Raw genomic sequence first — 14070 nt, forward strand, 5'->3', positions numbered from 1 at the left:
AGGAAGCATATCATGACGAAGTCCACGCCACTGTCGTTGCTGATCGCCGGGATCCTGTTCGCCACCATGGGTTCGCCTGTACTTGCTCAGGGTTACACACTGGGCACGCGTGAGAGTGGGTTGAGCATTGGCAATACGCCGCGTACGAACGGCGTGCGCATCAATTTCCGTGATCGCGGACTCGAGTTTGTCAATGGCGTCAACGTGACCATCTGGAAGCCCCACAAACCCGTGAGCGGAACCGTATCGGGAGCCTCGGTGGGCATCCTGATGTCGGGCGCGAATAGAATCCAGGGACTCTCATTTGGGACTCTCGGCATCGAGGCGGAAGAGTCAATCACCGGGATTGGCATCGGGGGACTTGGAGTGGGCGCCGGTCGCAAGATGACGGGTGTGTTCTTTGGTGGCCTCGGAGCAGGTGCCGGTGAGGATCTTGCCGGGATCGTGTTCGGAGGGCTTGGCGCCGGTGCCGGCCGGAACGCTCGTGGGCTGATGTTCGGCGGTCTGGGAGCAGGTGCCGGAGAAGATCTCGAAGGGCTCGTTGTCGGCGGACTCGGGGCCGGAGCAGGGCGTGACCTTGTCGGCGTGGTGTTCGCCGGACTCGGCGCCGGAGCAGGCCGCGATCTTGTGGGCATCGTATTTGCCGGTCTCGGAGCCGGCGCGGGGCAGGACTTCAAGGGGGTAGCGATTGGAGGTCTTGGCGTCGGCGCGGGCCGCGATGCCACGGGATTGTTCGTCGGTGGAATCGGTGCGGGTGCAGGAAGTACCCTGGCGGGGTTGGCAATTTCCGGCGTGGGAGCGGGAGCGCCGACCGTGCGGGGAGTGCTTATCGCCCCGGCCGTCGGAGGTCAGTTCGTGACGGGAATTCTGCTCGCTCCCGGGTACGCCCGCCTCGAACCGGACGGGGTGATGCGAGGCTTTTCAATCAGCGCGTTCAATCACATGCGCGGCGATGTTCACGGCCTTACGATCGGGATCCTCAACTATGCGCGTTCCCTTCACGGCGTACAGATCGGCCTGCTCAACTTCGCCGGAAACAATCGGCGCGGCCTCAGGTGGCTTCCGGTTGCGAATGTGCATTTCGACTAGCGTTCGCCGATTGCCGGAAGGAGTTTTTCACGCACCCCTTGCGCCCTGTAATCTTGCCTCCAGCGCCGACTGTAGCTGAGCATCCAGACCTTCGCGAAGCGGCTGCCATTCGTCATCCGGTACCTGCAGCGGCAGACTCGGCGCTGCACTCTCAGGAGTCGGTGTCTGTGCTCGAACCGACAACGTCCCGAAGACCACTAACGCAGCAGCAACTACCGCTGCTATTGTGCATCGATTCCCGCACCAGATGAATAGTCTCATATTGACCTCATTCACTCAAGATGACCGCTTCCCCGAACGGCGCATCGAAGTCTGCATCCTAGACGATGTTCCGCTTGGAGGACGTGAGCTGTGCGAATTCACGGGCCTACACGACCCGGGTTAATAGTGGGTGAGTACGAGGATCTCGTCCTGCTTCCTGAGCGTCCAGGTTTCACCAGGTGCCGGGTTCAATAAAACCCCCGCTCCGACACCCTCTTCTTCTATGTCGATTCTTACACCCAACGCGATCTCGCCGTGCTCAAACGCCGACTTACGAATCTCGCGGAAGGAGATCGTGCGTCCGTCAAGCCCGAAATCGGCGGCAGGTCGGAAGAAGATCTCCGCTCCTCCTGGCCCGAACAGCTCATTGAAAACCGAGGTCAGTTCGCGACGGAGTGCTGCGTGAGCCAGCATATGGCTGAGGATCACAGGACTGATGATGACCTCACCCGGGCGTCGAGCAAAAAGATGCGCGTTTTCGGAATCGATGAGTTCGACAAGGATGTCGGTTCGGCCATCGTCTTTGCCGAGCGTCGCACGAACCGCCGAATACCCGAGGATCGTACGCGCATCCGTCTCGACCGACGAATCCAGCCAGTCACTGCCCAGGAATACGACGTTGTCATACGAGTCCCAGTCAATGCGCTGTAGATCAGACGGACGCGTGTAGTCGCCTAAGGTGTGCGTGACCAGTACGCGGTCCGGAGGTATGTCCAGATGATTCAACTCCTGCTCGCGCCGTGCGATATCAACGAGCGAAAAGATCTCCAGTGCAAACCGCTCGTTTGGATAACCGACGAGCTCGTGCAGCAGAGCACTGACCTTGTGACTCCAGCCAAGTACGAGCAGTCGCCGTAGTGGCTGAAGTTCAATCGATGCCGGCGTACGACTCGCATGTTCGGCCGACATCGGTGATGATCTCGAGATCGAATCGGGCAGCGTTCGCTCGTACGAGTCCGCAATGAGTACGATGCTGTCATCCTTCTCGATTGCGAAGTTTGCCGGAGGATTGAGAATCGGCTCGAAGCCTCGTCCTTCGGGTCGAACCACCCCCAGCACCACGGCTTCGGAAAAGCACTCTATGACATCTGCAAAGCACAGACCATCAAACTCCTCGACGTAGCGGACATACACCTCGTTTCCGTGTTCATGCGACAGTAGTTCGCCATAGACGTGTGAGAGGCCGCGGTGGCGAACAGTCTGCGCTATGAGCCTGCTGATGAATGCATCACCCGCGATGATATTGATCGGGCCGTCGTACACCTGCATTGCAATCGGCACCTTCTGTGCGTCGAAGATCTCGGCGACCACGGCGGGCAACGTTTCACCCGGTATCTCGTCGACCCCGTGTCGTGATATCGACATCAGCGTCTTGACAACGCGCGTGTCGGTGGCTTCCGGACCACCAAGCTCGAAGTCAGCTCCGGGAATGATGATGGCACTCGCACGGGCGAAGTCGACTCGTTGAAGATGCTCGATCCGCATCGACGAACCGGATCGCAGGACGAGAGATACCCTCCCGACGCGTCCACCAAGCACGTTCAGAATCTCCTGACGTAGACCACTGCCGACTTCGTCCGCGAGAATCACGATCTTCAGTCGGCGCACGCCTCGCCGTCGAAGATATCGACGAACCCTGCCTTCCGATAATACCAGTTCGCGCAGGATGGACGGCGTGCGATTCGTCCAACCCAGGATGAGGAAATGATCCTGAATCGAGATCGGTGTGAGCCCGCTCTCCAGATTTCGTATCTCCTTGTTCAGCCACGCCGTCATGATCGCGATCAGGGACCCCATGAAAAGCACGTAGCCGGCGACCGTGACGGCCGTCGAAATCGACCTGAGTACCGTGCCTTCATCGTCCCCCAGATACCCGGGATCCGTGAGGCGGAGAAAGGCCCACCAGGCTGCTTCGCCAAAGCCGCCGAAGACGTTTGTAGCAATGAACGCCAGAAGCCCGCCCAGAAGGGCCACGAGTACCACCAGCGTCATCATCAGAAGCAACTGGTGAAGTGCGCCCCGCTGGATCCAGTGCTCCAGGAAGAAGCGAAAGCGTCTTCGAATTCGGCCTGACATCGATCTACCTGAAATGTAGAATCATCGTGCGATAGGAAGCGACGGGCTCGTTAGCATGCGAATCCAGCAGCAGGTTCGACCTGCTTTGCATCTCGTCGATGCCAGGCTGCAATTTCGGCCCGGCAGTCGGCAACTCAATAGGACGCCCACACCTTGGTAATGATAACAAGTCCGAGGAACATGCGAGCACTCATACGGCCCATGGATAACGTCGGACCATCGGGCGGCCAAGGGCATTGTGGCCGCGGTTCCGATTGCAGGTCCGCGAGCAATCCGCGGGAATTCCACACCATCCGGCGTTCCTTTGCGTTCCGGATCACAACGTCGGCCGATGGCCTCCTCGTGACGACGAGTTGTAGTGTCTCCGCCTGAATGCAAAGCAGCGCCCAGTTTCGAGACGTCCGTGATGGTTGCTGGCCCGCCCGGCCGGCCGCCTGACACCACATGATGACAAGCTGTGTGTGCGCTTGAGCGCGAAGCAGCTGCGGTAATCCCGAGGTCCTCAGAACGCGACGTCGCCGCCATTTTTCGCTACACCAAGAACGATGGGCACGACCTAAGTCCGAGTCCGCCCGCGAACGGGTCGTGTCGAGATCGACACGTCCTTCTCAGCGTCGAGCAGTGCCTCGTTCATACGACCCCGACCCTCCTCCACCGGAGGTTCGCGCTCAGGATCCAGAACGAATTGCTCAATACTTTCAGTGAGTTTTGCCGCACGGCGAATCTCTTTGCGGTTGACGTTTGCCAGTATTCCTCGCATTACGAGGTAGTACAGGATCAGCCACAGGCCAATCGCGAGCGACACAACACCACCACTCGCCGCCACCGCCTCGATCATCAGGGCCGCAACAATTGCTGTGGACGCGGCAATGCTTGGAAAGAAAAAAGCGAGCCAATTTGAGTAATCCGAGCGCGCGCTGACTTTCGTACGGCCTTTTCTGGACGTAACCGTCACCTGTTTCTCGGGATCCGGAAACCCCGTGTGGCCCCAGCTCAGTTGGTTTCCAACCTGTCCGACGGTGCCGAATTGACCGAACAGCGACCGGATCTCACCCACAACGTCCTCCCACCGATCCGGGTCGATCTCACCTCGCACAAGATGCGTTTCGTCGGACGTGAGAGGCAACAATAAGGACGCCACCGAGTCGTCCCGTTCCGCAACACCGTGCTCAAGATCGAACGAGGCTTTGTCGACATGAGCCGGATCAATGCCTACTTCGCTGGCTATGTGCTTGAGCTCGCGAAGCGTAAGACCTGTCGTCCCGGATGTGTCGGTCTCCGTCTGAAGTTTCGCGCTTCGACGCAGAATGGACGCGATCTCTTCTTCAGAGTAGAGCCTTTCGTCGTCGGAATGGCTGGTCATGCGATCGCTTCAAGAAGTGGGATGCTTGAGGAATCTGTTACGAGAGTGCCCCGGTGAGGTTGCCGACTCCTTGACCTTGTCACCCACCGCCCGTTGATTGCAGCCGCCCGAACGCGGAGTCCGATTCGCTAACGTCGCTATTCGTGTCCCTGCTGAATTGTAAACAGCAAGTATGTCTTCTGTCGTACAAATACGAAACCTCAGTCGTCGATTTGGCCATGTCAAGGCCGTAGACGACCTGACGCTGAACATCGAGCAGGGTGAAGTCTTCGGGCTGCTCGGTCACAATGGCGCGGGCAAAACCACCACCATCAGAATCCTGAATGGCATTCTGGCTCCGACGGAGGGTCATGTAAGCGTGATGGGGCTGGATCCACTTGCGGATGGCTCCGAGTTACGGCGGCGAACCGGCGTCCTTACCGAAACGCATGCGCTCGACGAGCGCCTGACGGGTCGGGAGAACCTGGAAATCTTCGCCGAACTCTATGACGTGCCGAAAGGGACGGCGCCCGAACGAATCGACCAGTTGCTCGAGGCGTTCGGGCTCGCAGACCGGGCCGCGGACCGGGTTCACGGCTACAGCAAGGGCATGAAACAACGGCTGGCCCTCGCCCGGACCATCCTGAACGACCCGCTGCTCTTGTACCTCGACGAGCCGACATCCGGGCTGGACCCCGTGGCTGCTTATGAGGTTCGCGAGATGATCCAACTCTGGGGCGATGCGCCGGACCGGACCGTGTTTCTTTGCACTCACAACCTCGTCGAGGCACAGGAACTGTGCGACCGCGTAGGTGTGCTTGAGGGAGGCCGACTTCGACTCATCGGCACGCCGGAGGAACTCACCAATCAGCACAACGGCTCCGTGCCGGTCGACATCCTGCTCGACCCCCTCGACACAGGTGAAGCGCGTCGACTGCTTCATGGAAAAGCAGAGCTCCTCGAGACAACGGAAGCCGACCGGCTCACGGTGAAGGTCGAGAGCCGCGAGGCGATCCCCGAGCTCGTGAATCTGACACGCGAACTGGGTCTGCGAATCTACGGCATCGTTCCGCACCAACGAACCCTGCGCGACGTTTATCTGTCCATGTATCTGGATGATGTTCATGAATAGCCGCGCCACGCGAGCCATAATCAGGAAGGACCTCATGGTCGTGCTGCGCACAAAATCTGTGGCGCTGCCCATGCTCCTTGTCCCGCTCATGGTGCTGATCGTGCTGCCGATCCTGTTGGCGATCCTTGCACAATATGCATCGGATCCGGCCCTGCGGGCGGATGTGGACATCAGAATGCTGCTTGAAAATCTGCCCGCCCCGGCGCGGTCCGCTCTCGCCGGTCTCACCGTGGAGCAGCAGTTCGTCTACGTGTCGCTGGTCTACATCATGGCGCCGCTGTTCCTGCTGATTCCGTGTGTCGTTGCGGTCGTCGTGGCGGCCGACAGTTTTGCCGGTGAGAAAGAGCGGCGGACACTCGAAGCGTTGCTCTATACGCCGCTGACCGATCTTCACCTGTTCCTGGCGAAGGTGCTGTCCGCGTGCGTACCGGCTATCGTCCTCGGGGTGGGGTCGTTCCTCATCTACTGCGTTGTTGCGAACGCTGCGGCGTGGCCGATCATGCAGCGCCTGTTCTTTCCGACGACCATGTGGCTCGTACTGGTCTTCTGGCTCGCACCCGCCGTAGCAATGCTTGCACTCGGCACAACCGTGCTCGTATCCGCCAGGGCAGGAACGTTTCAGGCGGCATACCAGCTCGGCTCACTCGTCGTGCTTCCGATTGTGTTTCTGATCGTAGGCCAGGCGAAGGGTCTTCTATTCTTCCAGGTATGGGTCGTTTTTCTGCTCGGCCTCGCATTCTGGGCCGTGGGTGGAGGGCTCGTGTATCTCGGGGCACGATCGTTCCGGCGGACGATCGTCGCTACGAGAATGTAGCGGTAGCGGCAGGTGTAGACATCGTCATCGACGACGTTTGACTTGTGACTTGTATCAGATTCCAACCAGGCACATCACATGCGCACGAATCCCTTCGACACCGGGATCGATCTCTCGGCGCTGGATAGCCCCTATTCCATTGCGCCCGATCAGGTAGCATTCTATCGTAAGCACGCCTTCATCAAGCTCAAGGATGTGTTTTCGCCGGAAGTGCTCGACTACTTCGGTGACGCCATCACGAGCACCGTGATGGAACTGAAGAAAGACAAGGGGCCGCTGGAAACGCGAGACACATACGGTCGCGCGTTCATCCAGGTCGCCAACCTGTGGACGAAGAGTGATGTCGTGAGGCAGCTTGTCTTCAGCCGACGACTTGGTCGCATCGCCGCCGAGTTGATGGGCGTAGACGGCGTACGGCTCTATCACGATCAAGCACTTTACAAAGAGCCCGGCGGAGGGATTACGCCGTGGCATGCCGACCAGTACTACTGGCCCCTGGCGACGAACCACTGCACCACCGCGTGGATTCCTCTTCAGGCGACGCCGCTGGAGATGGGACCGCTTGAATTCAGCGTAGGCAGTCATCAGTTGGCGGCCGGCCGAGAGCTGAAGATCAGCGACGAAAGTGAATCGACGTTACAGAAACTGCTATCTGATGAGTCGTTCGACCATGTCGTGGAGCCGTTCGACGCAGGCGAAATCAGCTTCCACGCGGGATGGTTGTACCATAGAGCAGGCCCCAACACAACGGGTGTCCCGAGAAAAGCGATGACCGTGATCTACATGGACAGGGACATGCGGTTGAAGGAGCCCGAGCACGAGCACCAGGTCCTGGACCGCGACGTCTGGTGCCCGGGCGCCGAGGTCGGAAGGATCATCGATTCACCGCTGAACCCTGTGATCTACCAGACGGACTGATCGGCTCGCAGGCTGAAGCAGCCGATTGGTAGCATCCACCATCAATGGACGCCAATGGCCTCGAACCGGTTTTGACTATCTTGAAGTTCATCTCAGTCACATAACCCTGTTGAAGACCGCCATGATTCTTTCGATGCGAACGTCCGCCTGCCTGCTCATCCTCCTCGCAGGCGCGATCGCCTGCACGCAGCCTCCTGCGGAGCGGGCAATCGACCCGGAACTGCTACAACGCGCTACCCTGCTGACGCAGGACGTGATCATTGCTGACGGACACATCGACGTTCCCTACCGAAACTGGAGAACCCGCGAGGACATCAGCCAGACGACCGAAGGTCACTTCGACCATCCCCGGGCAAAGGCAGGCGGCCTCGACGCACCGTTCATGTCGATCTATGTCCCTGCGGAGCGCCAACAACAACCCGGCGCGTCGAAGGCACTGGCGGATTCATTGATCGACATGGTCGAGGGCTTTGTGGCATCAGCCCCGGACAAGTTCGCCCTGGCATACTCTGTTGCCGACGTTCGTGAGAATCACACAAAAGGTCTCGTTTCGCTTCCCATGGGTATGGAGAACGGAGCCGGGTTCGAAGACGATCTGGCGAACGTGAAGCACTTCCACGAGCGCGGAATCCGATACGTAACCCTCGCGCATTCGAAGGTCAACCTGATCAGCGACTCGTCGTACGATTCCGTTCGAACCTGGAACGGGCTCAGTGACTTCGGTATCGATGTGGTCCGAGAGATGAACCAGCTCGGAATCATGGTCGACATATCGCATGTGACAGACAGCGCGTTCTACGATGTGCTGGCCGTCACGACAGCGCCGGTCATCGCCTCTCATTCATCCGCTCGCCACTTCACGCCCGGGTGGGAGCGCAATATGAGTGACGACATGATCCGTGCACTGGGTGACAACGGCGGCGTCATCATGATCAACTTTGGATCGATGTTCATCAGCGAAGATAGCCAGAAGGCCAGCGACAAGATCTGGGCGTACGCGAGTGAGCACGATCTCAGTTTCGATGACGAAGAGATGGTCGCGTACATGGCAGAGAACGCCGTGCTATCGGACATATGGGACGTGGCCGACCACATCGATCATGTGGTCGCACTCGTCGGAATCGACCACGTGGGACTGGGGTCGGACTACGACGGCGTCTCGTGGCTACCTGTCGGGTTGGAAGATGTATCCACCTACCCGAACCTGGTAGCCGTGCTGCTGGAGCGCGGGTACTCGAATCAGGATATTGAGAAGATACTGGGGACCAACCTGTTGCGCGTGTGGAGCCAGGCCGAGAGAGTCGCCCGGGCGTCCTAGTAATCGTCGCGGGCGGACGGCTGCGGCGGAGTCCTAGATTGTGCTCGTCTTCCACTTCCCTCGTCGGAAAGCGATACTTGCAATAACGGCCATCAAGGTTTCGGCAGTCAGTATCGCATAGTACACCCCCTGCGGACCGAACCCGAGCGACTTCGCCAGTACGTACGCCAGCGGGATCTCCACCATCCAGAACGCAACGATGTTAATGATCGTCGGCGTAACGGTGTCGCCCGCCCCGTTGAACGCCTGCACCATCACCATCCCCAGCGCATAGATCACGTAGCCGTAGGAGACGATTCGAAGACAGTCGATCCCATACGCCGCGACCTCTGCATCATTCGTAAACAAACCGATGAAAAACGGTGCCTGGAAAACAAACGTCAGCCCGACCGTCCCGAGGAACGCCATGTTGTACCACGCCGTCATCCACACCGCCTTCTCCGCGCGGGCCGGATTTCCCGCACCCAGATTCTGACCCACCAGCGTTGCCGCTGCATTCGACATTCCCCACGCCGGCATAAAGAAGAAGATCAGTATGCGGATCGCTAACGTGTAGCCCGCAATGGCGGCCTCGCCAAAGCTCGAGACTAGTCGAATGAGGACGACCCAGCTTGCCGTCGAGACGAGGAACTGAAAAATTCCGAATGCCGAGACCCGGAACAGCCGCCGCATGACCGGAAATACAAGCCGCATCTGCTCGGGCAGGATCTTGACGCGCGACCTCCTCCGGGCAAGCACATGGAACTGGTAGAGCACAGCGGTGCCTCTACCGATTGTGGTTGCGACAGCTGCGCCCGTAAGCCCCATCTCCGGAAACGGGCCGAGTCCGAAGATCAGACACGGGTCAAGGATGATATTGATGAGATTTGCGAGCCATAGTGACCGCATGGCCATCGATGCATCACCTGCGCCTCGAAACACCGCATTAATCAGAAACAGGAGGAAGATGACCACGTTGCCTATGAATAGGACACGTGTGTATCCGGTACCGACGGTCCTGATCTCCTCAGTCGCGCCCATCACATCAAGGAGGTCCCCCGCGAAGACACCCCCGAGGACACCTACTACGGCCGCAATTCCGATACCGAGTGCGATGGCCTGAACGGCCGCGACCGAGGCGGCCGGCAGATCTCCCTCCCCGATCCGTCGAGCGACCATCGCCGTCGTTCCCATGCTGAGCCCGATCGCCAGAGCATACAGCAGCGTCAGCAACGCCTCGGTCAGACCGACTGTCGCGGCAGCCGCTGGACCGAGTCGCAACACGAAGAAGACGTCGACGACGGCAAACACCGACTCCATCGACATCTCGAGCATCATCGGGACCGACAGCAGCAGGATCGCTCGCCCGAGCCGGCCTTTCGTGTAGTCGAACTCCACTCCGCGAATCGAATCGCGTAGATCTTTCCAGATGCTCGAATGTGCGTGTGCGTCCGCCATAGCGTCGGATGCCGTCAATCGAATATGAGGTCAACCGGATCTCGTCGGGATCCCGTGAAGCTGCAATATCGGGTTACCGTTGGAATTGAAGAGACGCTTCACCAATTTGTGATTCTTAACCTCACATCACCCGAGCTAGTATGAATGCTATCCAATCAATTCGAGTGACCGGACTGCCGACGTTGGCTGCCCTTGTGTTCCTCGTCTCAGCGTGCGCGCCTCCTCCGCCTGCGGAACTGACAGAAGCTGAAAAATCGGCGATAACCGCTGCGGAAGAAACCTTTCAGGCGGCTTTCAACGAACGGGACTGGGATGCTCTGGCTGCTCAGTACACGGAAGATGCGGTCGTGCTGCCGCCAAACAGCGCTACAGTCACAGGCCGACAGGGGATCAAGGCGCTGTTTTCAAGTTTCCCGCCCGGGACCGTGGTTGAACTGAAGGTGGTGGATATTCAGGGCGTTGGTGACCTGGCGTACGTCCGAGGCACATCCGCACTGACGATCCCCATGGGTGACGTCACCGCGACAGACCTCGGCAAGTACATCGAGATTCGGCGAAAGCAGGCTGATGGATCCTGGCTGATGATCGTCGACATCTTCAATTCGGACACTCCGCTGCCCGTTCCAGAGATGTAAGACAGGCACCAGTCCGGCGTGACGCGCTAGAGATTGACAAGCTCCTCATAGAGAAGACTCGAACCAGGTTCGGCGTATGCCTCAGGAGCCAGGTCACTAATGTGACCGGAGGTCGCTCGATCCAAACCTGGTTGTGGCGGCTGAAGATCAGTACCGTAGGCTCATTGCAACTCACATGCTGTTTTCGCCCAAAGGCCGCACGTGTAGGCAGTGACCGGCGCAATGCCGGAACGTTAGATTCGCGATGTCCTCAGCAGATATATGGGCAACTGGAACAGCTGGTCGCGAACCAGTGAGCATTTCGATTGGATGATGGACCAGGTTTTTTGGCGAGAAACAGAGGCCGGAGCGGCCATTCGCGACGCTCTGGAGACAGGTGGGGCACCTGGCCTTTCTTTAGTCGCGCTTTTTCGTTACCTCCCGGTATTCACTTGAGAGACAACGGTGACGATGCCTGCATCCCTGTTCAAATTCGGATTACTGGTCGTGGCGGCAGGCACAGCGCTGTCGGCGTGTGATTCGACGAATGCGGAGATCGACGAGGCCCCTATCGTTGCGGCGATGGAAGAGATCCCGCTGGAAGAGCAGGTTATCGGACTCTGGGAGAGGGACTTCGGTAGCACGACGATAGGCTGGTTGTTCAAGGAGGGCGGCGGTTATCAGGCGGGTGAGGCGCGTCCATTCTTCCCGGTTGTTGGTAGGTGGTCGCTCAAGGGGGATACTCTTGAGCTCTTTGACGCGCGATGCGTGGATCGAGGATTCTATCGAATCGAAATCGAAGAGCTCGACCTGATCGCCACTATTGTTGATGACAACTGCGGCGGACGCGAGGAGACGCTGGTTGGTACCTGGCGGCGATTCGTGTACGGGCAGTAGGACCCGTTCTCGCGTATCCGCGGACACCATCGCCGCAGCGCTGTAGGTAGAAGCCCGGCCGACGCCCGCTCGTTCACCGGATTGCCTCCGTCCGAACTGCGTCGTACGATACCTGTCCTGGAAAGAACCGATGCGAGGCGGCCATGGCACACAACATTCGAAGCGTTCAGTATTACTATACGACGGTGAACGACGAGCCCGGTGAGGGTTACCGGTTACTCTCACTGCTGTCGGAACTCGGAGTTAACCTTCTTGCCTTCACCGCCGTGCCATTCGGCCCGACGCGCACGCAGTTCACGATTTTCCCGGAGGATGCCGGGAAGCTCGCTGCCGAGGCTCAAAAAGCCAATCTGTCACTCGACGGACCCCACCCCGCCATCCTCGTCCAGGGTGATGACGAACTGGGAGCGCTCGCAAACATCCATCGCAAGTTGCACGGCATCGGCGTGAATGTTTACGCATCTTCAGGCGTCGCCGACGGAAGTGGCAGCTACGGCTACCTCCTGTACGTGAAGCCGGAAGACGTCGACGCAGCAATTCGTACTCTCGGCAGCTGATCTCGACAGCGGCAAGTACTCTTGCTACACGTCTTCGATCGGAAAGCGACCGTACGAGCGCAAGTAATAGAAATGATTCGTGGGCCCGTGTCCGGACCCGATCGGCAGCCCGTGCTGTATCGCCGCAGTAACGTAGCGTTTGGTCCGTTCTACCGACTTGACGAGGCTGTAGCCTTTCGCGAGATTCGCAGCGATCGTAGAAGCAAAGGTGCACCCGGTACCGTGAGTGTGAACCGTATCGACCCTCGGCACGGAGAATGCATGCATAGAGTCCCCGTCAAAAAGAAAGTCGATGGCATCTGCCACGCCTTCAAGATGACCGCCTTTCACGAGCACTGCCCCGGGACCCATGGCGTAAATGGCGCGGGCCGCTTCTCGCGCACTTTCCACATCCCGAATCTCAAGGCCCGACAGGCGAGAGGCCTCGTGCACATTAGGCGTCAGCACGGTGGCCAACGGAAGAAGCTGCGTCTTCAACACATCGATTGCGTCGTCTGCCAGCAGTGAAAAGCCACTCTTCGAAATCATCACCGGGTCGACCACAATCGGAATGTCGGCGGCGTGCTTTGCGAGCAGGCTGGCCACCGTCTCGATGACCGGTGAAGAGGACAGCATACCCGTCTTCACGGCCGAGATCGGTATGTCACTCACGACCGCCTCAAACTGAGCTCGAATCATCTTCAGCGAAAGCTCCTTCGCCATCGTCACGGCCTGCGTGTTTTGCGCCGTGACCGCCGTGATCACTGTTGCCGCATACACGCCGTTCGCCTGAATCGCCTTTATGTCAGCCTGGATTCCCGCTCCCCCACCCGAGTCGCTGCCCGCGATCGATAGTGCTACTCTGATATCCGATTCACGCCGAAGTAGCATGTCAGACCTCTTTCAGTTCGGTTAGGAAAGCGTGTGCTGCTGCCTTGGGATCGTCGGCATTGGCGATCGTCGACGCAGTTGCGATACCTGACGCACCGGCCTGAATGCATCGTTTCACCCGCTCGGGCCGAAGACCTCCGAGCGCATAGACTCGTCTCGGAGCAAGCGCCGTGCACACATCGCGCAAGGCGTCGACTCCCTCACCCGGGTGGTCCGGCTTTGAGTTCGTCGGAAAGATCGGACTGTAGAAGACGTAGTCCGCTCCCGCGTCAAACGCGGCCCGGGCTACGTCCAGACTGTGTGCCGAGTAACCCACAGGCCCGTTGATCCCGTCCATTCCCTTGACCTCCGAGACAGCCGGTCCATGTGCACCGACGTGCACGCCACAGTACCACTCCGCGGCAAAGTCTGCATGGAGATTGATAGAGATCAGAACGTCCTCGTCGGCGCGGCGAAGCCGACCCACCACGACACGACCTATCTCCCAGAACTCCTTCTTTGAGATCGTGTGATCGCGCAGATGCACCCACTTGACTCCCGCCTGCACCGCTCGAACGGCGTTGTACGCCACATCTCGAACACTGAAGCGATCAGCAATCAGTACCATCCGCGGCAGGTCTTTCAGGGCCTCGGGCGTCCAGATCTTGATCTTCAGTTCAGGGACTTCAACGTGAAGGAGCATCGCGGCGGGGCAGGAAAAGTTGAACGTTGTCGGGAAGTCGTGGCTCGGATCAACCTACGACGT

14 protein-coding genes are annotated in these 14070 nt (G+C 59.0%); 8 read left to right on the forward strand and 6 right to left on the reverse strand.

The window, feature by feature from the left end; all coding sequences use genetic code 11:
• The first annotated feature begins 12 nt into the window (after positions 1-12).
• A complete protein-coding gene (locus HKN37_04915) occupies positions 13-1089 on the forward strand; it encodes a hypothetical protein (GenBank protein NNE45985.1) in 1077 nt (358 codons plus the stop codon).
• Positions 1090-1116: 27 nt separating this feature from the next.
• Here the strand turns inward: HKN37_04915 and HKN37_04920 are convergent, their stop codons facing one another.
• The 3 genes from HKN37_04920 to HKN37_04930 form a co-directional block, all read right to left on the reverse strand.
• Positions 1117-1350, reverse strand: a complete 234-nt coding sequence (locus HKN37_04920) for a hypothetical protein (protein NNE45986.1) — start codon at positions 1348-1350, stop codon at positions 1117-1119.
• A 120-nt stretch (positions 1351-1470) separates the two neighbouring features.
• Positions 1471-3426 carry a hypothetical protein gene (locus HKN37_04925; protein ID NNE45987.1) on the reverse strand — a complete coding sequence of 652 codons (1956 nt, stop codon included), beginning with the start codon at positions 3424-3426 and terminating at the stop codon, positions 1471-1473.
• Between the two features lie 556 nt (positions 3427-3982).
• Positions 3983-4789: a hypothetical protein gene (locus HKN37_04930; GenBank protein ID NNE45988.1), complete on the reverse strand. Its 807-nt coding sequence runs from the start codon at positions 4787-4789 to the stop codon at positions 3983-3985.
• A gap of 172 nt (positions 4790-4961) precedes the next feature.
• On the opposite strand from HKN37_04930, the gene HKN37_04935 reads away from it, so the two are divergent.
• From HKN37_04935 to HKN37_04950, 4 genes are all read left to right on the forward strand, one after another.
• Positions 4962-5900: an ABC transporter ATP-binding protein gene (locus HKN37_04935; protein NNE45989.1), complete on the forward strand. Its 939-nt coding sequence runs from the start codon at positions 4962-4964 to the stop codon at positions 5898-5900.
• A complete protein-coding gene (locus HKN37_04940; GenBank protein NNE45990.1) occupies positions 5893-6714 on the forward strand; it encodes an ABC transporter permease subunit in 822 nt (273 codons plus the stop codon). The genes HKN37_04935 and HKN37_04940 overlap by 8 nt, the downstream gene beginning before the upstream one ends.
• Before the next feature lie 78 nt (positions 6715-6792).
• The gene (locus tag HKN37_04945) at positions 6793-7632 is read left to right on the forward strand and encodes a phytanoyl-CoA dioxygenase (protein NNE45991.1); all 840 of its coding nucleotides are present in this window, start codon (positions 6793-6795) and stop codon (positions 7630-7632) included.
• A 133-nt stretch (positions 7633-7765) separates the two neighbouring features.
• Entirely contained in the window at positions 7766-8950 is a 1185-nt protein-coding gene (locus tag HKN37_04950; protein ID NNE45992.1) for a membrane dipeptidase, read from the forward strand.
• 33 nt (positions 8951-8983) lie between these two features.
• Here HKN37_04950 and HKN37_04955 read toward each other — a convergent pair whose 3' ends face one another.
• Entirely contained in the window at positions 8984-10387 is a 1404-nt protein-coding gene (locus tag HKN37_04955; protein NNE45993.1) for an MATE family efflux transporter, read from the reverse strand.
• A gap of 140 nt (positions 10388-10527) precedes the next feature.
• On the opposite strand from HKN37_04955, the gene HKN37_04960 reads away from it, so the two are divergent.
• From HKN37_04960 to HKN37_04970, 3 genes are all read left to right on the forward strand, one after another.
• A complete protein-coding gene (locus HKN37_04960) occupies positions 10528-11022 on the forward strand; it encodes an SgcJ/EcaC family oxidoreductase (GenBank protein NNE45994.1) in 495 nt (164 codons plus the stop codon).
• A 450-nt stretch (positions 11023-11472) separates the two neighbouring features.
• On the forward strand, positions 11473-11898 hold the full coding sequence (locus tag HKN37_04965; protein NNE45995.1) for a hypothetical protein: 426 nt from the start codon (positions 11473-11475) through the stop codon (positions 11896-11898).
• Between the two features lie 143 nt (positions 11899-12041).
• Positions 12042-12455, forward strand: coding sequence for a hypothetical protein (locus tag HKN37_04970; GenBank protein ID NNE45996.1), 414 nt, complete (start codon positions 12042-12044; stop codon positions 12453-12455).
• Positions 12456-12479: 24 nt separating this feature from the next.
• Here HKN37_04970 and thiD read toward each other — a convergent pair whose 3' ends face one another.
• Together thiD and HKN37_04980 are read right to left on the reverse strand one after the other, a co-directional pair.
• Positions 12480-13325: a bifunctional hydroxymethylpyrimidine kinase/phosphomethylpyrimidine kinase gene (gene thiD / locus HKN37_04975; protein ID NNE45997.1), complete on the reverse strand. Its 846-nt coding sequence runs from the start codon at positions 13323-13325 to the stop codon at positions 12480-12482.
• 1 nt (position 13326) lies between these two features.
• Positions 13327-14007, reverse strand: a complete 681-nt coding sequence (locus tag HKN37_04980; protein NNE45998.1) for a thiamine phosphate synthase — start codon at positions 14005-14007, stop codon at positions 13327-13329.
• Between the last annotated feature and the right edge of the window lie 63 nt (positions 14008-14070).

The organism is Rhodothermales bacterium (assembly GCA_013002345.1).
GTDB lineage: Bacteria > Bacteroidota > Rhodothermia > Rhodothermales > JABDKH01 > JABDKH01.

Excerpts from the sequence above, each read along its gene's own strand:
- HKN37_04915 (NNE45985.1), top strand. The coding sequence starts at position 13 with ATGACGAAGTCCACGCCACTGTCGTTGCTGATCGCCGGGATCCTGTTC.
- HKN37_04920 (NNE45986.1), bottom strand. The coding sequence starts at position 1,350 with ATGAGACTATTCATCTGGTGCGGGAATCGATGCACAATAGCAGCGGTA.
- HKN37_04925 (NNE45987.1), bottom strand. The coding sequence starts at position 3,426 with ATGTCAGGCCGAATTCGAAGACGCTTTCGCTTCTTCCTGGAGCACTGG.
- HKN37_04930 (NNE45988.1), bottom strand. The coding sequence starts at position 4,789 with ATGACCAGCCATTCCGACGACGAAAGGCTCTACTCTGAAGAAGAGATC.
- HKN37_04935 (NNE45989.1), top strand. The coding sequence starts at position 4,962 with ATGTCTTCTGTCGTACAAATACGAAACCTCAGTCGTCGATTTGGCCAT.
- HKN37_04940 (NNE45990.1), top strand. The coding sequence starts at position 5,893 with ATGAATAGCCGCGCCACGCGAGCCATAATCAGGAAGGACCTCATGGTC.
- HKN37_04945 (NNE45991.1), top strand. The coding sequence starts at position 6,793 with ATGCGCACGAATCCCTTCGACACCGGGATCGATCTCTCGGCGCTGGAT.
- HKN37_04950 (NNE45992.1), top strand. The coding sequence starts at position 7,766 with ATGCGAACGTCCGCCTGCCTGCTCATCCTCCTCGCAGGCGCGATCGCC.
- HKN37_04955 (NNE45993.1), bottom strand. The coding sequence starts at position 10,387 with ATGGCGGACGCACACGCACATTCGAGCATCTGGAAAGATCTACGCGAT.
- HKN37_04960 (NNE45994.1), top strand. The coding sequence starts at position 10,528 with ATGAATGCTATCCAATCAATTCGAGTGACCGGACTGCCGACGTTGGCT.
- HKN37_04965 (NNE45995.1), top strand. The coding sequence starts at position 11,473 with ATGCCTGCATCCCTGTTCAAATTCGGATTACTGGTCGTGGCGGCAGGC.
- HKN37_04970 (NNE45996.1), top strand. The coding sequence starts at position 12,042 with ATGGCACACAACATTCGAAGCGTTCAGTATTACTATACGACGGTGAAC.
- thiD (NNE45997.1), bottom strand. The coding sequence starts at position 13,325 with ATGCTACTTCGGCGTGAATCGGATATCAGAGTAGCACTATCGATCGCG.
- HKN37_04980 (NNE45998.1), bottom strand. The coding sequence starts at position 14,007 with ATGCTCCTTCACGTTGAAGTCCCTGAACTGAAGATCAAGATCTGGACG.